The following is a 22572-nucleotide window of genomic DNA, read 5'->3' on the forward strand; positions in this document are numbered from 1 at the left end:
GACTGGGCGCGGGGATCCACCACAGCGATCCTCGGACCACGCCCGGCTGACACGATCGCGAACAGGAGTGCCCGCGATGACCGACGTGCGTATCGGCGAGCGTCCGGCGCCGGTCGTCTCCGCGCGCGGCTTGCCGCCGGTCGGCGGGTGGTCGCGGCGGGCACGCGCGGCGCTGGCCTCGTCCACTCCGCGCGCCGTTGTCCTCCTGGCCTGCTGTCTCGTCGTGGCGCAGGTGGCGCTGCGCGGTTGGATCGCCGGTCGCGGCTATTTCTATTGGGACGACCTCGTTCTGGTCGGGCGCGCCGGTCGCTACGAGTTGTTGTCCACGGACCTGCTGCTCTACGACCACGACGGTCATTTCATGCCGCTGGCCTTCGGCGCGGCGTGGCTCGTGACCAGGGCGGCGCCGCTGGACTGGGCGGGTCCGGTGATCTCGCTGGTCCTGCTGCAACTCGCGGCCTCGCTCGCGGTGCTGCGCATGCTGATCGTCGTGCTGGGCAGACGCCGGGCGATGCTGGTGCCGCTCGTGCTCTACCTGGTGTGTCCGCTGACGCTGCCCGCGTTCGCGTGGTGGGCGGCGGCGTTGAACGCGCTGCCGTTGCAGTTCGCCCTCGCCTGGGTGATCGGTGACGCGGTGTTGCTGGTGCGGACCGGGCGGCGCCGGTACGCGGTGTCCGGGATCGTCGTCTTGGTCCTGGCGCTGCTGTCCTTCGAGAAGTCGGTAGTCGTTCCGTTCGTGGCGTTCGCGGCCGCCGCCTCGACGCACCACGTGGACGGTCACACCGGTGTCATCCGGACGGTCGCCCGTCGCGGGGCGATGCTGTGGGTGGGTTGCGGTGTGGCTCTGGTGGCGTGGCTCGGCGTCTATCTCAGCGTCGTCGACGTCGCCGCCGTGCACGGCAACGGGCACGATGTCGGGGAGCTGCTGCGCACCGCCACGTCGCTGGGTGTCGTGCCCGCGTTGTCGGGCGGGCCGTGGGTGTGGGAACGGTGGTTGCCCGCCACGCCGTGGGCAGCGCCGCCGGACTGGGCGGTCGCTTTCGCTTGGGTGGTGCTCGGTCTGCTCGCTGTGGCCGCCGTCTTCCTGCGTCGGCGGGTGACGGCGGTCTTGGTGACGGTCGCGGTCTACGTCGTGGTGGCGCAGCTGCCGCTCGCGCTGATTCGCAGTGGACCGCACACCGCCACCGAGATCATGCAATCCCTCCGGTACCTGGCCGACGTCGCGGTGCTGATGGCGCTCGCCGGTGCGCTGGTGCTTCGGGCACGTCCCCGCGAATCCGAGCTGTGGGCGCGGCTGGGCAGGCGGCGGTTCGTCGCGCCCGCCCTGGTGGGGCTCACGGCGGCGTTCGTGGTGAGCAGCCTGTGGTCCTCGTGGACCTTCGCACGCGCGTGGGCGATCGGCCCGACCCGCACCTACCTCACCAACGTCACGGCCGCGCTCGGCGAACAGGACGCGCCGCTGCTGGAACAGGAAGTGCCGTGGGCGGTCCTGGCGCCCTACGCCTATCCGCAAAACCTCGCCGAGAACGTGCTCGCACCGGTCGCGCCGCCCAGCGCGTTCGCCGACTCGACGCCACGGTTGCGCATGATCACCGACACGGGCGAGATCGTAGACGCCGTCGTCTGGTGGAACCGGCACATCCGCCCTGGTCCCGATCCCGGCTGCGACCACCGGATCGCGGGTCCGACACCGGTCGCGGTTCCGCTGGACGGGCCGATGCTCGACAACAACTGGACCGCCCAGCTGAACTACGTCGCCGATCGGGACGGGCAGCTCACGGTCGGCCTCGAGCGCGGGCGGCCGGTCGTCGTCCCGGTCCGCTCCGGGACGCACACGGTGTACGTGCGGGTGGTCGGTGGCGGATCCTTCCTTCGAATCGGTTCCTACACAACGGGTCTCACGTTGTGTGTCGGTGTGGGTCCGGTCGGCGTCGCCTCCTACGACCGCTGAGTACTCGGGTGGTCTCCCCGCTGACTCGCACGAAGTTGCTTGAACTTTTAGCTTGCTTCGGCCATTCGACAGGAAGAATTCGCTGCGAATCTCCGAAGTTCTGTCGATCGCGCCGGTGGCCAGCGGTAAACTGAGCGGGACGCTTGCCGCGGCGCCGAAGGGGTCTGTCCTCGTTCGTCCGCGCGCGCGTTCGGACCCGTTCGAAAAGCCGTGCCGCGGACGGAAGTCGACGCCTGATGATCTCGCACCGGTCAGTTGCCGTTCCGGCACGGTGATTCGCCGCGTGGTCGTCGTAGTGGCCAAGGGTCGCAGCGCCGTGGCCCCCCCGGGATTCCGCAGATTTCTGAAAACGCGTGGCGGGCAACCACATAAGGCTCGTGTGTCCCCGGATCGGTCACCGGCCACGGGCGGACGGGCCATTCAACAGCTCTGTTGTGGAGGTGGCCGATGGCCGAAAAGTTCGAGGGACGCGTCGAATTCGATATCCGCGATTCGGTGCCCGACTGGGGACCGTACGCGGAGCCGACGGCCCCGAAAAACGCGCCGAACGTGCTGTACTTGGTGTGGGACGACATCGGCATCGGGACCTGGGACTGCTACGGCGGTCTGGTCGAGATGCCGACCATGTCCCGCATCGCCGAGCGCGGCGTGCGGCTGACGCAGTTCCACACCACCGCCCTGTGCTCACCCACCCGCGCCGCGCTGTTGACCGGACGGAACGCGACCTCGGTCGGCATGGCGACCATCGAGGAGATCAGCGACGGCTTCCCCAATATGTGCGGACGGATACCCGCCGACACCGCCCTGCTGTCGGAGGCGCTGTCCGAGCGCGGGTGGAATACGTACGCGGTGGGCAAGTGGCATATGACGCCGCTGGAGGAAGAGAATTTGGCCGCGTCGAAACGGCATTGGCCGCTGGGACGTGGGTTCGAGCGGTTCTACGGATTCCTCGGCGGTGAGGCGGATCAGTGGTATCCGAATCTGGTGTACGACAATCACCAAGTCGCGCCGCCGTATTCACCCGAGGACGGGTATCACCTGTCGAAAGACCTGGCGGACAAGTCGATCGAGTTCATCCGGGACGCGAAAGTGATCGCCCCCGACAAGCCGTGGTTCCTTTATCTGTGTCCCGGCTGCGGGCATGCGCCGCATCACGTGCCGCGGGAGTGGGCCGACAGATACCGCGGACGTTTCGACATGGGCTACGAGAAGTACCGCGAGGTCGTGCTGGAGAATCAGAAGCGCATGGGTCTGCTGCCGGAAGGCACCGAGCTCTCGCCCGTCAATCCCTACGCGCACGCCACCAGCGCGGACGGCAAGCCGTGGCCCATGCTGGACACGGTACGGCCGTGGGATTCGTTGTCGGAGGACGAGAAGCGGCTGTTCCGTCGGCAGGCGGAGGTGTTCGCCGGATTCCTGTCCTACACCGACGCGCAAATCGGCAGGCTGCTGGACTATCTCGAGGAGAGCGGCCAATTGGACAACACGATCATCGTCGCGTTCTCGGACAACGGCGCCAGCGGCGAAGGCGGTCCGAACGGCACGTCCAACGAGATGAAATTCTTCAACGGCTACCTCGACACGATCGAGGAGAACTTGGCCAAGCTCGACGAACTCGGTTCGCCGAGCACCTACAACCACTACAGCATCGGTTGGGCGATGGCGTTCAACACCCCGTACAAGCTGTACAAGCGGTATGCCTCGCACGAAGGCGGCATCGCCGATCCGTGCGTGGTGTCGTGGCCCGCCGGGATGTCGGCCCGTGGTGAGTTGCGCCACCAGTACGTCAACGTCTGTGACGTCACCCCGACCATCTACGACCTGATCGGCATCGCGCCGCCGGACATCGTGAAGCATGTGCCGCAGCGACCGTTGGAGGGCAGCACTTTTCGCGCACTGCTCGACGACGCGAACGCGGATACCGGCAAACACACGCAGTTCTATTCGATGTTGGGGACGCGCGGGATCTGGCATCGCGGGTGGTTCGCCGACGCCATCCACGCGGCATGCCCCTCCGGCTGGGGACATTTCGACCAGGACCGCTGGGAACTGTTCGATCTCGAGCACGACCGCAGCCAGGTGCACGATCTCGCCGACAGTTATCCCGAGAAGCTGGAAGAGCTGAAGGCGCTGTGGTTCTCGGAGGCGGAGAAGTACCAGGGATTGCCGCTCAACGACCTCGACATCGTCTCGGCCATGACCCGATACCGCCCGACGTACGCCGCCAAGCGCGACAGGTCGGTCTACTATCCCGGCGGCGCTGAAGTGGGACCCGGTGCGGCACTGGAGATTCGGGGCCGATCCTTCGCCCTGCTCGCCGAGACGACGATCGAAAGGCCGGACGCGAAGGGCGTGTTGTTCGCCCACGGTGGACGGCTCGGCGGGCACACCCTGTTCATCGAAGACGAGCACCTGTACTACATCTACAACTTCCTCGGCGAGGAGGAACAGATGATCGTCTCCGATCGTCCGGTACCACTCGGCGACCACATCCTCGGAATCCGCTACGAACGCCACGGAACCCGCCCCGACAACTTCACCCCCACCGGCGAGGCCGTGCTGTACATCGACGAGACCCCGGTCGGCTCCCTCGGCGACATGCGCACCCAGCCGGTGACGTTCTCCGGTGTGGGCGAGGGAGTTTGCGTCGGCCGCGACAACGGCCAATCCGTCTCCACCCGCTACCCCGCACCGTTCCCCCTCACCGGCGGAACCGCACACCAGGTGGTCGCCGACGTGAGCGGAAAGCCATACCAGGATTTGGCAATCGCCGCGGCAGCGGCGTTCTCACGGGATTGAGGGGCCGAGCTGCGTTGGCATCTGGGGCTCGGTGAACTACCGGAATCCGGCCTTCGGATCGAGAGCGGTAGCCACTGGCTGATCGAGGACGATGAAGGGCAGTTGGTCGAGCTGGATCCGCAACCGCTGCTCGACCAGCGCGGGCCCGCGTGTGGAACCGGCGGAATGCTGACCGCGAGCCTCGAGCGAACGCCGACCGGTTGGCGTCTCGAGGCACGGCAGGAAGTGCATCCCGAAATGTTTCCGGAGATCGGCGAGCTGATGCGCTGGCTGTACCGGCGGGTGGACTTCGGCATGGTCCGACTCGATGGTTCCGTCGAGCTCGGTCGACTGCGGGGGTATGAGGACGAGAACTCGGAACCGCTCGTCGTGCGAGATGATCACGTCTTCTGGCCGAGGTAGGCGAAGCATTCGGCGTGGTCGGCGGCGTAATCGGGGTGGAGCGAGGATGATGGGGAATCGTGTCCGAGAATCAGAAGGTCTCCGATCTCAAGCCGCGTAGCCGCGACGTCACCGACGGACTGGAGAGGGCCGCCGCGCGCGGGATGTTGCGTGCGGTCGGCATGGGGGATGCGGACTGGGAGAAACCGCAGATCGGCGTGGCCTCGTCGTGGAACGAGATCACGCCGTGCAATCTGTCGCTGGACCGGCTCGCCCAGGGATGCAAAGACGGTGTCTTCTCCGGTGGCGGTTACCCGATGCAGTTCGGCACCATCTCGGTGTCCGACGGCATTTCCATGGGACACGAGGGAATGCATTTCTCCCTGGTCTCCCGGGAGGTGATCGCCGACAGCGTCGAGACGGTGATGCAAGCCGAGCGGCTCGACGGCTCGGTGCTGCTCGCGGGCTGCGACAAGTCGCTGCCGGGGATGCTGATGGCGGCGGCCAGGCTGAATCTGTCCAGCGTGTTCCTGTACGCCGGTTCGATCCTGCCCGGCATCGCGAAACTCTCCGACGGCAGCGAGCGCGAGGTGACGATCATCGACGCGTTCGAAGCGGTCGGCGCCTGCGCGCGCGGGCTGATGAGCCGCGAGGACGTCGACGCCATCGAGCGGGCCATCTGTCCGGGTGAAGGCGCCTGCGGCGGTATGTACACCGCCAACACCATGGCCAGCGCGGCCGAGGCGCTCGGCATGTCGCTGCCGGGGAGTGCCGCGCCGCCCGCGACAGACCGCCGCCGCGACGGTTACGCCCGGCGCAGCGGCGAGGCGGTGGTGGAGTTGATCCGCCAGGGCATCACCGCCTCCGACATCCTGACCAAACCCGCGTTCGAGAACGCGATCGCGGTCGTCATGGCTTTCGGCGGCTCGACCAACGCCGTGCTGCACCTGCTCGCCATCGCGCACGAGGCGAACGTCGACCTGTCGCTGGACGATTTCGCGCGGATCGGTCGCCGGGTGCCGCACCTGGCCGACGTCAAACCCTTCGGCAAGCACGTGATGACCGACGTGGACCGCATCGGTGGCGTGCCGGTGATGATGAAGGCGCTGCTCGACGCCGGTTTGCTGAACGGCGACTGCCTGACCGTGACGGGCCGGACGGTGGCCGAGAACCTGGCCGAGATCACCCCACCCGACCCCGACGGCAAGGTGATCCGCGCGATGGCCTCGCCGATCCATCCCACCGGCGGTATCACCATCCTCACCGGGACCCTCGCGCCGGAGGGCGCCGTGGTCAAGTCGGCGGGCTTCGACTCCGATGTATTCACCGGCACGGCAAGGGTTTTCGACCGCGAGCGCGCCGCGATGGACGCACTCGAGGACGGCACGATCACCGCGGGCGACGTGGTCGTCATCCGGTACGAGGGCCCGAAGGGCGGTCCGGGGATGCGCGAGATGCTGGCCATCACCGCGGCCATCAAGGGCGCGGGCCTGGGCAAGGACGTGCTGCTGCTCACCGACGGACGGTTCTCCGGCGGCACCACCGGATTGTGCGTCGGGCACGTCGCCCCGGAAGCCGTCGACGGCGGCCCGATCGCGTTCGTGCGCGACGGCGACCGCATCCGCCTCGACGTCGCCGCGGGCAAGCTCGATGTGATGGTCGACGAAAGCGAACTCGTGCAACGCCGCGAGGGCTGGAAACCCTTGCCGCCCCGCTACACCCGCGGTGTGCTGGCCAAGTACACGAAGCTGGTCGGCTCGGCGTCCGGCGGCGCTGTCTGCGATTGACAACGCGCGCGACGAACGAGTCGCAGCCTGTAGCGCGGAAATCATCGCCTCCGTGCCCGACCTGTCGGCGACGCACCCCCTGCCCGAGGCGCCGTGGCACGAGCCGGGCGCCACGCGGAGCGTGCGCCGGGTACTTCTGCACGTCATCGCCGAGACCGCCCAGCATGCCGGGCACGCGGACATCTTGCGCGAAACGCTGGACGGGCAGAAGTCGAGCTAGAAGAAAACGGGCGGTCGCGGGTCAGCCCGCGGCCGCCTCCCGGCGACATACCACGCTCGGCTCGTCCACCCGGCGAACAGTTCGGACCGCCAAGGCGCCGGTGCGTGAGGCCGTCACCTGGCGCAGCGAACGAGTCCACGCCGAATTCGTTGGCCCCGGACCACTTCGGCATGCCACAGTGCCTCCTCATGGGACATGACGATGCCGATGCGCTCCGTCGCATGGCGAGTCTGGCGACGCCGATGGCTCTGCGGGTCGCGGTGACCCTGGGGCTGCCGGACCGGCTCGTCGGCAACGGTGCCGACGCCGCTGAACTCGCGGTCGAACTCGACGTTGCACCGGTCGCGCTCGATCTGCTGCTGGGCCACCTCACCACACTCGGGGTCGTGGAACGGACAGCCACCGGCTACCGCACCACCGAGTTCGGAGCGAACCTGTGCGCCGACGCGGGCAACGGCTTCACCAACATCCTGCTGCGCCTGGATTCCGCCGCCGGTCGCGCCGAACTGGCCATCATCGAACTCGCCCACAGCATCACCACCGGCCAAGCGGCCTACCCACGCCGCTACGGACAGGACTTCTGGGCCGACCTAGCCGAAAACCCCTCCCTCCGTGCGTCGTTCGACCGGCAGATGACCCTGCGCTTCCGAGAGCAGATCCCGCGACTCGTCGCCGGTTTCGAGTGGTCCCGATTCACCACGATCGTCGATGTCGGTGGCGGCCGAGGAACCCTGCTCGCCGCGATCCTGAAAGCCCATTCACGGATGCACGGCCATCTCGTCGATCTCACACCCACCGCGACCGAGGCCCGCCAAACCTTCCGCGCTCACGACCTCGACGACCGGACCGAAGTGACGGCGGGCAGCTTCTTCGACACTCTTCCGGCAGGGGCGGACGCGTACTTGCTGTCCGACATCCTCCACGACTGGGACGACGAGCACGCCCACCGCATTCTCGCCCGTTGCGTCGAAGCTGCCCACCCGACCGGCCGCATCCTCGTCATAGAACCAGTAGGAGGACGGCGAGCCAGCACCGAGATGGACCTGTCCATGCTCGCGATCTACGGCGGTCGCGAACGGCGCATCGACGAATTCCGCACGCTCGCCGCCCCGCACGGACTGGTCCTCGACACCGTGACCGACCTGACCGACCAACGCTGCCTTCTCGAATTCCGGTTCGGGCCCGAGCTATTCGTACCGTCGCATCAGTTTCAATGAGCCACGCTCGTCTGCAGCGCCACCTTTCGCCGGCGCGGCTACGACAATGTGATGGCGTCACTCGAAGGCACGCTGCCAGCGGCAAGCCTATCGATGCTGTGGGTGCGGGAGGATGGGCTCATGGGTATTTCGCTGCATCAGGCCGGGGCAGTGATCTCGGCCGCTCGTAAGGTGGCAGCCGAGCTGGGGGAGGTCGTCTCGCTTGCGGTCGTGGAGGCCGGGGGCGAACTGGTGGCCTTTGCGCGTATGGACGGTGCGGCCTCGTATACGGCCGAACTCGCAAAACGCAAGGCAGATACTGCCGTTGCTCTGGGATTCGACACCGTGCACATGACCACTGCCGCGTCTCAGGGACAGCCGATCGTTGGCGGCCCGCGGCAATCGGGTGCACACTCGCTGGTACCCAATGGTGGTGGCGTGATCATCCGGGTCGGCGGCGCGATCATCGGCGCGCTGGGTGTATCCGGTGCGGCCTCCTCGATCACAGACCACAAGATCGGCACAGCTGCTGTCGCCCAGGTGGATTGACCATTCACTGACACACCACGTCGAGCGGTGTTGCCGTCCCATCGTAGGTGTGCGGCAACGCCATAACCGACCTACCGGGCCGGTCTCGGGGTGGTGTCGGGGCTATTGGCGACGGGGCGCTGACGGCGATTCGACGGTCGGGCGGGTGGCCTCCGAGGTAGTGGCGGTATCGGTGGAGACGGAAGCCGGTGCGCGCCAGCGGAACAGCCGGGATACGGGGGCCAGGACCAAAGCATCGGGTACCGCGCGGGCGCTGACGTCGCGCACGGCTGCGCGCCAGCGGGAGTTGGGCATGTTGTTGCCGGTGGCTTGGCGCGACATCCACGACACTGTCCGCACCCGTCGCCGCCGCGCCTTCGAATACGCGCGCAGATCGGGCGCGTGGGCCGCGAGCGTCACCGCGTCCTCGAGAGCCATGGCGGCGCCCAGTCCGAGTTCCGGACGCATCGCGTGCGCCGAGTCACCCACCAACGCGACTTTTCCGAGGGCGAGTGTCGCGGGCACCGGCACCTCGAGGAACTCTCCCCGCAGAATCCGTGCCGGATCGGCCGCCGCGAGGATTTCGGGCACCGGAGACGCCCACTCGGCGAAATGGTCGAGACTGTCGAAGCCGGGTTGGGCGGCCGCGAAGAAGTAAGTGCGTCCACCCGGCATCGGTAGCACGCCGAATTCCGCGTGCACGCCCAATATGCCACCGGCGAAAGGTGCGGGGGTGTCGAGCACGCCTCGCCAGGCGGTGATCCCGGTGTGGCGCACGGCGGTGTCGCCCGGCCACAGGCCCTGTCGGATCGCGCTGTGCACTCCGTCGGCGCCGACGATCAGATCGTGGCGCACCGTCTCGCCGCCGACACGCAGGGTGCCGTCGAGTGCGACGTTCTCGACCGTGCTGCCCGGCCGCAGGCACTCGCTCGGCACTGCTTGGACGAGAAGCGCGATCAGGTCCGCGCGGTGCAGCACCGTGAATCCGCCCGGCAGCGGTTTCGCCCAGCGGGTGAACAGAACCCGCCCCGCGGCATTACGAATTTCACCGGGCCCCTCGCCGATCCCCGTGGCCCGGATGGCGGCGCCCAGACCGAGCGCGTCCAATGCGGTGATCGCGTTGGGGAACAACGAGATTCCCGCGCCTACTTCGGTGAACTCCGGCGCCTGCTCGTAGACGGTGACCTGCCATCCGGCGCTACGCAGCGCGATCGCGGCGGCGAGCCCGCCGATCCCGCCACCCACGATTCCCGCGCTGCGTGCCTGCGAATGTGGCATGCTCTGCCCCCCTTGGCATCTCGATGGACGATCCGAACCCGTTGTTACTGGACAGTAACAACGGTTCGACAAGGTTGTCCAGAGTCGATATCGGGCACCGGATTCGGCGTGCGAACCCGACCGGTGCCGCTGTGTCCTGCCTGCTACGCCGAGTGACACGTTGCCGCACGACCCATCGAGACGGAGTTGATGTTCACACTCGAGCCGCCGGAGCAGAGCTGGTTGCACGAGCCGGTCGTCTCTGTGCTCGCATCCCCGGCGGGCATTCCCTGCTGCCTGCACGCTCTGCTATTCCTCTCCGGAGCCGGAGCCGGAGCCGGAGCCGGAGCCGGAGTCCGAGCCGACCTCGGTCGTGAAGAGTTCGACGAAGGCGGGGTCGTCGTGCAGACCACGCAGGTCCCCGTCCTCGCGGATCGACGCGAAATCGACGTACCCGTGCTGCTTCGCGGCGCGTACGAATTCCAAGGCGCGCTTGTGGTCGCCGGTGCGGGCCGCGACGCAGGCGGCGTTGTGGAAGATGTGCGGGGCGCGCGGGGCGTGTTCGAGGGCGGTCGGCAGCAGAGCCTCGGCGCGGTCGAGGTGGTCGTGCCGCAGGTAGGCGTAGATCAGCCGGTTGTACGCCTCGGCGGGCGCGTCGCCCGGGAAGCCGGTGACGAACTCCAGGGCGGTGACACTCTCCGCGCTCGCCGCGGGATGGGCGGCGTTGGTGAGCAGACCGAGCAGCCACGCGAAGTCGTCGGGATCGGCGCGCCATTGGTCGGCCCAGTCGCCGCCGTGTCGGCGGCTGAGCTGATCGAGAAGTTCCTCGGCCTGCTCGCGGGCGGTGGGGCCGAGGAAGCGTTGCGGGTCAACGAGACGGGTCAGCCAGGCCGATGTGGCGCGGTGGTCGGTGAAACCGCCGGGAAGCTCGTCGTAGGTCAGCTGCCAGACCTGGCCGGGTGTGGGCCACCAGGTCGACGTGTGATGCCAGCCGCCGGTCTCGAGCGGCAGCAGGTACCGGCCGATCTCGGCCAGGGCAGAAGGAAACTCACCGCGGTGCACATCGCCGAGGGAAGGGCGCTCGCCCGCCCGGATGACGACCCCGCCACCTTGCGCGCGGGTCACGGTGATGCCGGGGGTGGTGAAGGTCGGCAGTGCGGTACCTGCGAGGTGCGTGACGAATGCGGGGCCGAGGACGGTCAGCCAGCCGGCGCCCACCACGCGTTCGGTCGCCGCTTCGAGCCAGCCGTCGACCTGTCCGACGTCGAGGGCGAAAAAGCGACGGCACCAGGAGAACACGTGCTGGTACGGGTCCTTGGCGGAGTCGCGGTCCCAGACGTACGCGCTGTATCCGCCGTGGCCCGACCGTGCCGGCAGCAGCTCGGTCAACTCGGTCGCCAGCCGTGCGAGCCGCTCCGGGTCCTCGTCGACCGGGACGATGACCTCGCAGAACGAGGCGCGCGGGCGGCCGTCGTCGGAGGGCGGGATGCCGCGGACGTTGAGGGTGTAGGAGCGCTCGGCGGTGGCCCCGGCCCGCACCGAGATGCGGATGCCGAAGTGACCGCCGACATCGACGCGCATCTGCCCGGCCCACGACTCGTCGTCGGGGTGTTCGGCGTCCTCGGGAAAGCCGCCGAACGCGTTCGGCACGGCCCAGACCATGGCGCCGTCGACGGGGAAATGGCGACGGAAGGCCCGGAAGCAGCCGATCACCTCATCCGGTGCGGGATAGGAGCCGAGGTACAGCACCAGCGCGAGCATCACCGACGCCTTGGGATTCTTCTTGCCTACCCTCAGCTCGCCGGGCTCGACGGCAGCAGGCATCGGGTCGTGCGCCGGTGGCACCGCGGCAGCCGGGACCGCCGCGCGAGGTGAGGTCGTGGCACGGCGCAGTTCCTCGACGAGCCGCGCTTCCTTGGCGGCGCGATGTGCCGGGGTCCAGTCGGCGCGCGCGGCCTCCTCGCACTGCGACAGCTGCTCCAGATAGGACTCCACCGCGGCGAGCCTGTCGGCCAGGAAGGCCGCGAAGCCGGGATACCGGGCTCGCTCCTCGTACAGAAAGTCGACCACCTCGCCGGTGCCGAGCAGCAGGACCAGGGAAGGATCGTTGCCGGAGGCGCCCACGATCACGGCGTCCATCAGTTCCTCCGGCGCCTCGCAGTCCTCCAGCGTCTCCTCGTAGTACGGGTAGGTCTCGTCATCGGTCAGCTCGCTCGTGCCGAAGAGTGTGATGCCCCAAGGGAATTCCGGCCAGCCGTCGTGCAGATGCAGGAAGTCGAGATACTCCGGCGAGAAATTTCCGCCCCGCGCCCGGCGGGCCTCGGCGACGGCGGGCGCCGACGCGGGCGGGCGCGGTCCCGGATCCGGCTCGTCCCCCTCGCGCTCGGCGATCTCGGACAGCACGGTCAGGATGCGAGAGATCGTTGCCTCGAGCATCAGCCGCGAGCCCGGCCGAACCACAGACAGCCGTGCTCCCGCAGCTCGTCTGGCCCGTTCGCGGTATCGGAAAGCTGCACGTCGTTCTCCAGGTCGTTGTCGACACGGCCCCAATGGATTCGGGTGTCAACGGCATCGTAGAGGCGGCCTCCGACTGAAGAAGCGCGCCGGGCGTCGCGATGCCTGCGGGACGATCACGGTGAAGCCCGGGCCAGCGGCTCAGCTATCAGCGGCATCAGCGCAGGGCCGAGCACTGGTTCATCGTGGCCGGCGAGGGCATCGGCACCCTCGACGGCATCGAGCACAAGGTTCAGGCCGTTGGTGAGGACGACATCGAGCGTCTCGCCGACGACTACGGACGCGCCGGCTGAGGCGACATGACGTCACAGGTCGGGGACTCAGGCTCGGCAGAAGGGGATAGCTGGATGACCGAAGGTTTGCGAGGGCCGCTCGCTAGCGGGACATGCGGTGTTCCCGGGCGAGGGACTCGAGCAGTTCGACCGGGGCGGGCAGCGGGATCGCGCCCTCTTCGCCGGGGGCGGTGAGCCGGGATTGCGCGACTCGCTCGTGCAGGTGCTCCATGCGCATGTCGAGCCGGTTCGCGGCGTCCGCGGCGTCGGTCAGTTCGGCGAGCAACTCGTCCGGGATCTCGCCGCCGTACTTGTAGTAGATCTTGTGTTCCAGGCTCGCCCAGAAGTCCATGGCGATGGTGCGGATCTGCAGTTCGGCGGGCACGTGCTCGACGCGGTCGCTCATGAAGACCGGCAGCTCGAGCAGAATGTGCAGGCTCTTGTAGCCGTTGGGCTTGGGGTTGGCGATGTAGTCGCGCACCTCGTTGACGGTGACGTCGGACTGGCTGGTCAGCATGTCCGCGATCCGGTAGGTGTCCTGGATGAAGCTGCAGGTGATGCGCACACCCGCGATGTCGACGATGTTCTTCCTGATGTCGGGCAGTGTGACCGGGATGTTCTTGCGCCGCAGCTTGTGCAGAATGCTCTCCGGCGACTTCAGGCGGGATCGGACGTGCTCGATCGGGCTGTACTTGTGGATGTAGGTGAACTCGTCCTTCAGGATGTTGATCTTGGTCATCAACTCCGAGGTGACGAACTGGTACGACATCATGAATCGGGCGAATTCGGTGCGAAAGTGTGCCAGGTCGTCGTCGCGCACGGTGTTCGGTGAATCCATCAATCTCGCTATCCCGCCAATCCGGATCTGCCGTGTCCAGCCAGTCTGCCACCGCGGGCTGAGACGTTGCTGAGGTGTCAGGCCGCGGTGCCGTCCTGGGGCGCCGCGTCGAGCGACGGCAGCGGTCGGCGGCAGATCTCGGTGGCCTCGTCGGCGGGCAGACCGAACATGCGCAGCAGGTCCTCGGCCACCTGATCGGCGGCCTCGGCGTCGTCGCGCTCGGGGTGGTCGTGCAGGAGCCTGCCGAGGCACAACGCGGCGCCCGCGACGATGGTCATCGCAAGTTCCGAGTCGCGGACCTGGAACCGTCCCGCGCGGGCCGCCGCTTCGATATCGCGACGGGCGCGGGGTGCGAGTCCTCGCTCGGAGCTCACGAGACCGAGGCCGTCGGCGAGCAGGACCTTGCTGAGCGTGGGGCTGCGGCGGTGCAGGCGGCCGGTGAGGCGGAAGCTCTGGGCGAACACCTGGGCGGGGTCGTCCAGGTCCTCGCACAGCAAATCGAGGACCGCGCCGTGTCGGTCGAGCGCTTCTTCGACCGCGGCTTGGAACAGTTCCTCCCGGCTCTGGAAGTGGTTGTAGAACGAGCCCATGCCGACGTCCGCGGCCTGGGTGATCTCCAGGATCGGCACGTTGAGCCTGCCCTCGGCCAGCAGCGACTGGGCCGCGCCCACCAGCGCGGCGCGGGTGCGCGCCTTGCGGCGCTCCAAGCGGTTGGGTTCCGAACCGGTCATCGCAGTCCACCTCTCCTGACGTCTTCGCACGTCATAGTAGCGCGCGGGTCAGTAGTGACGAATTTGTCAGAAACACTTGACTGAATACTTGGTCGTGAGTGACGATATCGTCAGTACTTGGAAGGGAGTGGTCGATGAGCGGCCAGCACGATGTGCACAGCGGTCTGCACAGCGAGCGCGGCGCGTTGGCGGGTGAACATCCGGGCCGAGCGCGCAATCCGGTGGTGAAGGTGCTCGATCTGGCGTGGCTGGAGTTCGAGAAGCCGGATCTCGAGCGTGCCGAGACCTTCGCGCATGCTTTCGGGTTCACGACGGCGCACCGCACGGCCGACGAGGTGCGGTTGCGCGGAACCGACGTGGGCTCGCCGTGCGTGCTGATCCGCCGCGGCGCGCGGTCGCGGTTCGTCGGTCCGGCGTTCCAGGCCACCGACGCCGCCGATCTACTGAGACTGGCGTCCGGGACGGACTCGAAGGTGGTGCCGCTGCCGGAATCGCTCGGCGGGTCGACCGTCGATCTGGTCGATCCGAGCGGACTGCGCGTCCGGGTCGTCGCCGAGACGCACCGGCTTCCCGCCCAGCCCGTGCAGCAGCCGCATGTGCTGAATCTCGGACATGACGTGGTGCGCGTGAACGCCATGCAGCGGCCGCCTCGGGTACCCGCGCGGGTGCAGCGGCTCGGGCACGTCGTGGTCCAGTCGACCAGGTATCGGGAGACGCTGGATTGGTACCTGAGCAATCTCGGCATGATCGTCAGCGACTTCCTGTACTACCCGGGCCAGCGCGAGCGCGGGCCGGTGATGAGCTTCATCCGTTGCGATCTGGGTTCGACTCCGGCCGATCACCACACGCTCGCGCTGACCTTGGGACCGTCCAACCGGTATGTGCACTCGGCGTATCAGGTCGCTGACCTGGACGCGCTGGCCGCGGGTGGTGAGTACCTCCGCGAGCGCGGTTACCACCGGTCGTGGGGGATCGGCCGCCATATCCAAGGCAGCCAGATCTTCGACTACTGGCGTGATCCGGACGGTTTCATGGTCGAGCATTTCAGCGACGGCGACATGTTCGACTGCACCTTGGAGCCGGGCTGGGCGCCGATGAGCGCCTCGGGTCTGGCGCAGTGGGGTCCGCCCGCCACCAAGGATTTCCTCGGCATCTCGCCGGGCGCTGACTCGCTGCGGGAGTTGCGCGCGGTCGTCGACGCGCTGCGTGAGGACAACGAATTCGATCTCCGCCGTTTGGGCGGCCTGTTGAAAGTAGCCAAGTCATGAGTGTTTCCGTTCTCCGTACCGCCGACGCTTGGTGGGTGCGCACGCCCGCCGGTGCGGCCCGTATCGATACCGCCGCGACGACGACGCGGGAACTGCTGGCCGACCGTGCGGCGATCGCCGCGGCCGCTATTAGCGCGGATGTGGTTGCGGTGGAAAGCCTTTCGCTTGTCTCGCCGGTGACCGCGCCGTGCCGGGTGTTGGCGCAGATGACGAACTTCTCCTCGCACGTGAAGGACTCGGGCATGGATCCGGAGACCGTGCCGCTGACGTTCTTCCGCAAGGCTTCCGGCTCGATCAGCGGCCCGCACGACGATGTCGTCCGGCCCGCCCACGTGAATCTGCTCGATTACGAAGTGGAGATCGGTCTGGTCTTCGGCCGCGAGATGCCGGTCGGCTCGGAGATCGACGCGGAGAACCTGGCCGACTACATCGCGGGTCTCGTCGTCACCAACGACATCTCCGCACGAGATGTGCAGCTGCCGAAAACGCAGTTCTACGAGGCGAAGTCGTATCCGACGTTCACCCCGGTCGGTCCGGCGCTGGTGCTGCTGGAGGCCGACGAGTTGAAGCGGTTCACCGATCTGCGGTTGCGGTTGTGGGTCAACAACGAAGTGCGCCAGGACATGACGGTGGCGGACATGATCTACCGGCCGGTGCAGGCGCTGCGTGAGTTGACCCGGTTCCAGCGGATGGACGCCGGTGACCTGCTGCTCACCGGGACACCGGTGGGTACCGCGATCAGCGCCCCGCCCAAGCCGGTGGAGATCATCAGTTCGCTGTTGCCGCCGAAGGTCAAGTGGAAGATGTTCTTCAAGGGCCAGGCCAAGAATCCGAAGTACCTGAAAGACGGCGACGTGGTCGAGGCGGCGATCGGCACCGATGACGGCGTCCTGGACCTGGGTCGCCAGCGCACGGTCGTGAGGTACGCCCGGTGACCGAGACGACGCTCGCGGCCTCCGCCGAAGATCTGCTCTGGCCTCGCTACGCCGAGCCGGAGGATTTGGCCGCCATCGAATCCGTGCCCCTGGCGGCGCGCGGTCTGCCCGAATCCACCTACGCGCTGCTCGTTCGTGCCGCGGCGCGGTGGCCGCGACGCGAGGCGATCACCGTGCTGCCCGAGGCCGCGCGCTGGCGAGAACCGTTGCGCCGCAGCTACGCCGAACTGCTCGCCGATGTGCACCGGCACGCGAATCTGCTGCACGAACTCGGGGTTCGCCGCGGCGACGCGGTCGCGCTCATCGCACCCAATTGCGCCGAGTTGATCCCCGCCACCCTCGCGGCCCAGCTCGCCGGGATCGCCGCACCGATCAACGGCGGTCTCTCGCGTGATCACATCGCCAAGCTGCTGGGCCGATCCGGGGCTCGAATCCTGATCGTCGCCGGGCCCGAATTCGGCGCCGAGAGATTGGCGTGCGCAGGTGAGCTGGCCGCGCGGGGTCTCGTGGACGCCCTGCTCGTGCTGCGCCCCACCGCCGCGGCGGAGCAAGCGCCCGAGCTGCCCGCGATCGACGGTGTGCACGTCGGCTATCTCGATGACCTTGCGGCCGCGCAGGATTCGTCGCGCTTCGTCGGAGTGCCGCCCGCGGCCTCGGATCTGGCGGCCCTGTTCCACACCGGCGGCACCACCGGTGTGCCGAAGCTGGCCGCGCACCGGCATTCCGGTGAAGTGGCCAACGCGTGGATGATCGCCGCCAACTCCCTGCTCGACGAGGACGCGGTCGTCTTCGCCGCGCTGCCGCTGTTCCACGTCAACGCGCTCATCGTCACCCTGCTCGCGCCGTTGTTCCGCGGCCAATCGGTGGTGTGGGCCGGACCGCTGGGCTACCGCGACTTCACCCTGTACGCGGAGTTCTGGAACATCGTGGCGCACTACGAGATCGCCGCGATGAGCGCGGTGCCGACCGTGTACGCCGTGCTCGCGCAAAGCCCGATCAACGCCGACATCTCCAGCCTGCGCTACGCGATGGTCGGCGCGTCACCGCTGCCGCCCGCCGTGCGCGAGAACTTCCAGACACATACCGGCGTGACCCTGGTGGAGGGCTACGGCCTCACCGAAGCGACCTGCGCGACGGCGCGCAGCTTCCCGGATCGGCCGCGACCGGGTGCGGTCGGGCAGCGCATGCCCTACCAGCGCGTCGCGGTCGTCCGCCTCGCCGGAGACGCTACGTGGGAGAGGTTGCCGGTGGGCGAGACCGGCGTCCTTATCATCAGCGGCCCAACGGTTTTCGCTGGATATGTGACAGGCCGTGCGGTGGGCGGTCACCTCGTCGACGGTCTCGGCACACTGGTCGACGGCTGGCTGAACACCGGCGATCTGGCCCACATCGACGACGACGGCTTCATCCATCTGCACGGCCGAGCCAAGGACCTGATCATCCGCGGCGGCCACAACATCGACCCGGCCGCCATCGAAGACGCCCTGCTGGAGCACCCACGGGTCTGTGCGGCGGGCGCGGTCGGTCGCCCGGACGCGCACTCCGGCGAGGTGCCCGTGGCCTATGTCGCTTTGACCGCGGGCGCGGACATCTCCGAGGACGAGCTGGTCGCCTGGGTCGCCGAGCGGGTGCAGGAGCGCGCCGCTGCCCCGAAGACGGTCACCGTGCTCGACGCGCTGCCGGTCACCGACGTCGGCAAGCCGTACAAGCTGGGACTGCGCGCCGACGCGACCCGCCGCGAATTGCTCGAGGCCCTTGGCGACAATGCCGGAGTGCGCGCCATCACGGCGGTGGTCGAAGACGGTGCGGTCGTCGCGACGGTCGAACTCGATCCCGCCACCGACGAGCGGGAAGTCGAGGCGATCCTCGGCCGCTACGCGATCGCCTGGAAAGTCGTGGTGGCGCAATGACAATCGTCTCGACTGTGCTCGGCGGCGTGCTGGCGGCCGTGACCGGCCTCGCCACCGCCGCGTACGTGCTCACACTGGGCGGAGCCCTCCCGTGACCACGCGCACGATCCCGGTCGTGCTCGTCGGAGCGGGCCCGGCCGGACTCACCGCGGCGACCTTGCTGGCGCAATACGGGATCGAATGCCTCGTACTGGAACGGTGGGACGGCGTCTATCCGCAGCCGCGAGCCGTCCACCTGGACGGCGAAATCCGCCGCATCCTCGGGCATCTCGGCGTCGGTGACGAGTTCGACGCCATCTCTCGCCCGGTGCTCGGTCTGCGCTTGCTCGATCCCGGCCTGCGGGTGCTCGCGCAATTCGATCGCGACCCGGTAGGCACGCGCAGCGGGCATCCGGAGGCGAACCTGTTCGACCAGCCGGAGCTGGAAGCGATCCTGCGCGTGAACCTCGCGCGACATCCCGCCGCGACCCTGCGCGGCAACGCCGAAGTCACGGCCGTGGCCGAGGAGAGCGGTTGCGTCCGTGTCGATTTCACCGACCGGACGACAGGCCGCGCGGAATGCGTCCGCGCGCGATACGTCCTCGGTTGCGACGGCGCCAACAGCCTCGTCCGCGGTGCGGTGGGCGCGCGCATGCGCGAGCTACGGTTCGAGCAGCGCTGGCTGGTCGTGGACATCGCCACGACCGCCGACCTCGGACACTGGGACGGGGTGCACCAGGTCTGCGATCCGGCCCGGGCCGCGACCTACATGCGCATCGGAAAGACGCGGTACCGCTGGGAGTTCCGGCTTCGCTCCGGCGAGACCGCCGACGACTACCCGGATATCGCTATGCTGCGTCCACTGATCGCCCCGTGGACGGCGGACGTCCCCGACGAAGACCTCGAACTCGTGCGGGTCGCCGCGTACACCTTCCGCGCCCAGCTCGCCGACCGCTGGCGCGTCGGCCGGATCTTCCTGCTCGGGGACGCCGCTCACCTCACGCCGCCGTTCATCGGTCAGGGCATGGGCGCGGGGTTGCGCGACGCCGCCAACCTCTCCTGGAAATTGGCCGGTGTGTTGCGCGGCGAGCTGCCCGAGCGTGTGCTCGACACTTACGAGACCGAGCGAAAGCCGCACGCGCGAGCCATGATTCGACTGGCCAAGCTCACCGGCGTGATGATGACCCAGGGTGGCGAGCTGGGCAATCGCCTGCGCGGCCTTGTCGCACCGCGGCTCCATCGCCTCCCCGGCTTCACCCGCATGCTCACCAGTGGTGAATCCCCGCCCCTGCGCCGCTCCGATCTGGTCGACGCTTCGCTGTTTCAACGCGGTCCGGTCGGTCGGCTGACGCCGAACGATCGGCTTCCCGATGGGCGAGCGATCGACGAGATCGTCGGCGGACGGTTCGCGATCCTCACCACGGTCGACGTGGCGCCCGAGGACCGGGCGCGGGTCGAAGAACGCGGAGGTGTCGTGCTCGCCGCGGCGCCGGGAACGGACCTGCACCGCTGGCTGTGCCGCGGTCGCGTGGCCGCCGCCCTCGTCCGACCGGACGGCGCCGTGCGACGCTGCGGAAGAAACCCGTCGGTCCTCTGCGCGGCGCTGCCACTGTTCGCGCCCAGCGCCCGGCCCTCCCGCGTCGCCGAATGATTGCTGACCATTGGTGCGTTTATGAGGAAATCATCACTTGGCGTGCTATCGTACGGGCATTTCGCGTTGCGTGTCGTCGCTGTGTGCTCTGGTGACTCCGTGAGAGGACCCGCATGTCTCGGTATCTGTTCGCCCTAGGCCAGGTCGTAGCCCGTCGCCGCTGGTGGGTCCTGGCGATCTGGATCGTGTTGCTCGGCGCCGCGATCGCGTTCGCCGCGGGAACCGGTGGGAAGACGAACGACAACTTCACGGTCCCCGGCACCGAATCGCAGGATGCCGTGTCGTTGCTGCAACAGCGGATGCCCGCGTTCAGCGGCGCGCAGATGCAGGTCGTCTTCGCGACGCCCGGCATGGCCGAGGTGACCGATCCGCAGGTGACCGGTGAGATCGAGCAGGTGATGGCCGGGTTGAAAGGGCTGCCGCAGGTCGCCGCGGTCGTCGATCCGTTCCAAGCCAAGGCGGTGTCGCCGGATCAGCGCGTCGCACTCGGCAGCGTGCAGTTCTCGGTGTCGGCGGGAGAGGTCGAGGAGCACACCCTCGACGAGGTGAACCGCGTCGCCGACCCGGCGCGGGATGCGGGCCTCGATGTGGAGTTCTCCGGCGCGGTGTATCCGGGTTTCACGGCCGAGATTTCGCACACCCCTGAACTTCTCGGCGTCGTCGTGGCATTGATCATCCTGTTGATCACCTTCGGCGCGGCGGTCGCCGCGGGCCTGCCCATCGTCACGGCATTGGTCGGTGTCGGTATCGGTATCACCGGAATCCTCGGTGTCGCAGCGTTCGTCGATGTGCCGTCGGCGGCGACGTCACTGGCATTGATGCTCGGACTGTCCTGCGGCATCGACTACGCGCTGTTCGTCCTGTCCCGGCATCGGCACAACATCGTGCTGGGAATGACGGCGGCGGAATCGATTCCGCTCGCGGTCGGGACCGCGGGCAGTTCGGTGGTGTTCGCGGCGGTCACCGTGATCATCGCGTTGTGCGGCTTGGCGGTGGCGGGCATTCCGTTCCTCACCGTCATGGGTCTGACCGCGGCGGGCGCGGTGCTGGTCGCCATGCTCGTCGCGCTGACCTTGCTGCCCGCGCTGCTGGGGTTCGCCGGTGATCTGGTCGCCAAGTTCATCTCGCCGCCGCTGCACCCCGGACGACCGCAGGAGGTGGCGCGCATCGCCGCCTACGAGCCCGAACGCACCTTCGGGCACGCGTGGGGACGCTTCGTCACCCGGTTCCGGATTCCGCTGCTGATCCTCGGTATCGCGATCCTCGCGGTGCTGGCGATTCCGGCCACGCGTATGGAGCTCGGACTGCCCAGCGGGGCGACGCAGCCGGATTCGAGCACCGCCCACAAGGCCTACGACCTGGTGGAGGAGTCGTTCGGTCCCGGTTTCAACGGGCCGCTGCTCGTCGTGACCGACCTGTCCGGTGCCACCGGCCCGGACGCGGCGCAGACGGTGATGGGTCGGCTGCAACAGGAACCGGACGTCGTCGCCGTGCAGCCCGCGGGCACGGGAAACGGACTGCTGCTGATTCAGGTCGTGCCCAAGACCGGACCCGACGATCCCGCGACCGCCGACCTGGTCAACCGACTGCGGGACGACCGGGCGCGCATCGTGAACGGCACCGGCGCAACGTATCTGGTCGGCGGCACCACCGCGGCCAATATCGACACCTCGCGGCGGCTCGCCGAGGCGCTGCCGATCTTCCTCGCGGTCGTCGTCGGGTTGGCGCTGGTACTGCTGACCATCGCCTTCCGCACCATCCTGGTCCCGCTGTCGTCGATCGTCGGATTCATCCTCTCGGTCTTCGCCGCGCTCGGGGCGCAGGTCGCGGTGTTCCAATGGGGTTGGGGCGCCGAGCTTTTCGACGTCACGAAGGCCCAGACGCTGAGCTTCCTTCCGATCATCACCTTGGCCATCATCTTCGGCCTCTCCAGTGACTACCAGATCTTCGTCGTCTCCCGGATCAAGGAGGAGCACACCCGCACCGCCGACGCGACGGTCTCGGTGCAGAACGGTGTCGGTCACTCCGCGCGCGTCGTCACCGCCGCCGCGCTGATCATGTTCGGTGTCTTCGTCGCCTTCACCACCGTCGACAGTCCGATCGTCAAACCCTTGGCGTTCACCCTCGCCGTCGGCGTCCTGCTCGACGCGTTCATCGTCCGCCTGACCTTGGTGCCCGCCGTCATGGCTCTCGTCGGCAACCGCATGTGGTACCACCCGCGCTGGTTCGCCCGCTACGTCCCCGACCTCGACATCGAGGGCGCCGAACTCGAACGCCTAGTCATCCACGAGACCGAAAAAGAGGTGTCACCGGGCACCGCTCGGCCTCGAGTCGAACACGAAATCTGATTCTGGA

General features: G+C 68.0%; 15 protein-coding genes and 2 pseudogenes. 13 read left to right on the forward strand and 4 right to left on the reverse strand.

What is annotated here, in order from left to right:
* The first annotated feature begins 76 nt into the window (after positions 1 to 76).
* The 7 genes and pseudogenes from T333_RS19770 to T333_RS19800 all read left to right on the forward strand — a co-directional run bounded on the left by T333_RS19770 (position 77) and on the right by T333_RS19800 (position 8883).
* Positions 77 to 1951: a hypothetical protein gene (locus tag T333_RS19770; RefSeq protein WP_496425397.1), complete on the forward strand. Its 1875-nt coding sequence runs from the start codon at positions 77 to 79 to the stop codon at positions 1949 to 1951.
* 447 nt (positions 1952 to 2398) lie between these two features.
* Positions 2399 to 4750, forward strand: coding sequence for an arylsulfatase (locus T333_RS19775; protein ID WP_496425398.1), 2352 nt, complete (start codon positions 2399 to 2401; stop codon positions 4748 to 4750).
* Between the two features lie 102 nt (positions 4751 to 4852).
* Positions 4853 to 5152: a hypothetical protein gene (locus T333_RS19780; RefSeq protein WP_496425399.1), complete on the forward strand. Its 300-nt coding sequence runs from the start codon at positions 4853 to 4855 to the stop codon at positions 5150 to 5152.
* 59 nt (positions 5153 to 5211) lie between these two features.
* Positions 5212 to 6918: a dihydroxy-acid dehydratase gene (gene ilvD / locus T333_RS19785; RefSeq protein WP_355003193.1), complete on the forward strand. Its 1707-nt coding sequence runs from the start codon at positions 5212 to 5214 to the stop codon at positions 6916 to 6918.
* 13 nt (positions 6919 to 6931) lie between these two features.
* Positions 6932 to 7138 (forward strand): annotated as a pseudogene (locus T333_RS19790) (mycothiol transferase); the annotation flags it as partial.
* Positions 7139 to 7326: 188 nt separating this feature from the next.
* Positions 7327 to 8355, forward strand: coding sequence for a methyltransferase (locus tag T333_RS19795; RefSeq protein WP_496425400.1), 1029 nt, complete (start codon positions 7327 to 7329; stop codon positions 8353 to 8355).
* A 120-nt stretch (positions 8356 to 8475) separates the two neighbouring features.
* Complete coding sequence (locus T333_RS19800; protein ID WP_496425401.1) at positions 8476 to 8883, forward strand: GlcG/HbpS family heme-binding protein; 408 nt, start codon at positions 8476 to 8478, stop codon at positions 8881 to 8883.
* A gap of 102 nt (positions 8884 to 8985) precedes the next feature.
* Here T333_RS19800 and T333_RS19805 read toward each other — a convergent pair whose 3' ends face one another.
* A complete protein-coding gene (locus tag T333_RS19805; RefSeq protein ID WP_496425402.1) occupies positions 8986 to 10140 on the reverse strand; it encodes an FAD-dependent monooxygenase in 1155 nt (384 codons plus the stop codon).
* A 288-nt stretch (positions 10141 to 10428) separates the two neighbouring features.
* Positions 10429 to 12555, reverse strand: coding sequence for a type VI immunity family protein (locus T333_RS19810; protein WP_496425403.1), 2127 nt, complete (start codon positions 12553 to 12555; stop codon positions 10429 to 10431).
* A 218-nt stretch (positions 12556 to 12773) separates the two neighbouring features.
* On the opposite strand from T333_RS19810, the pseudogene T333_RS19815 reads away from it, so the two are divergent.
* Positions 12774 to 12926, forward strand: a pseudogene (locus tag T333_RS19815) (hypothetical protein); the annotation flags it as partial.
* 82 nt (positions 12927 to 13008) lie between these two features.
* Here T333_RS19815 and T333_RS19820 read toward each other — a convergent pair.
* Together T333_RS19820 and T333_RS19825 are read right to left on the reverse strand one after the other, a co-directional pair.
* On the reverse strand, positions 13009 to 13743 hold the full coding sequence (locus T333_RS19820) for a GTP pyrophosphokinase (RefSeq protein ID WP_355003200.1): 735 nt from the start codon (positions 13741 to 13743) through the stop codon (positions 13009 to 13011).
* Between the two features lie 77 nt (positions 13744 to 13820).
* Positions 13821 to 14474, reverse strand: a complete 654-nt coding sequence (locus tag T333_RS19825; protein ID WP_496425404.1) for a TetR/AcrR family transcriptional regulator — start codon at positions 14472 to 14474, stop codon at positions 13821 to 13823.
* A 134-nt stretch (positions 14475 to 14608) separates the two neighbouring features.
* Between T333_RS19825 and T333_RS19830 the strand changes: the two genes are divergently transcribed.
* The 5 genes from T333_RS19830 to T333_RS19850 all read left to right on the forward strand — a co-directional run bounded on the left by T333_RS19830 (position 14609) and on the right by T333_RS19850 (position 22565).
* On the forward strand, positions 14609 to 15742 hold the full coding sequence (locus tag T333_RS19830; protein ID WP_496425405.1) for a VOC family protein: 1134 nt from the start codon (positions 14609 to 14611) through the stop codon (positions 15740 to 15742).
* Complete coding sequence (locus tag T333_RS19835) at positions 15739 to 16677, forward strand: fumarylacetoacetate hydrolase family protein (protein ID WP_496425406.1); 939 nt, start codon at positions 15739 to 15741, stop codon at positions 16675 to 16677. Before T333_RS19830 ends, T333_RS19835 begins: the two co-directional genes overlap by 4 nt.
* Positions 16674 to 18587, forward strand: a complete 1914-nt coding sequence (locus tag T333_RS19840; protein WP_496425407.1) for an acyl-CoA synthetase — start codon at positions 16674 to 16676, stop codon at positions 18585 to 18587. Before T333_RS19835 ends, T333_RS19840 begins: the two co-directional genes overlap by 4 nt.
* 91 nt (positions 18588 to 18678) lie before the next feature.
* Positions 18679 to 20217 (forward strand): bifunctional 3-(3-hydroxy-phenyl)propionate/3-hydroxycinnamic acid hydroxylase MhpA, encoded by a 1539-nt coding sequence (mhpA, locus tag T333_RS19845; protein WP_496425408.1) that lies wholly within the window; start codon positions 18679 to 18681, stop codon positions 20215 to 20217.
* A gap of 113 nt (positions 20218 to 20330) precedes the next feature.
* Complete coding sequence (locus tag T333_RS19850) at positions 20331 to 22565, forward strand: MMPL family transporter (protein ID WP_496425409.1); 2235 nt, start codon at positions 20331 to 20333, stop codon at positions 22563 to 22565.
* The last annotated feature ends 7 nt before the right edge of the window (positions 22566 to 22572 follow it).

Source organism: Nocardia sp. CNS-044, from assembly GCF_059570515.1.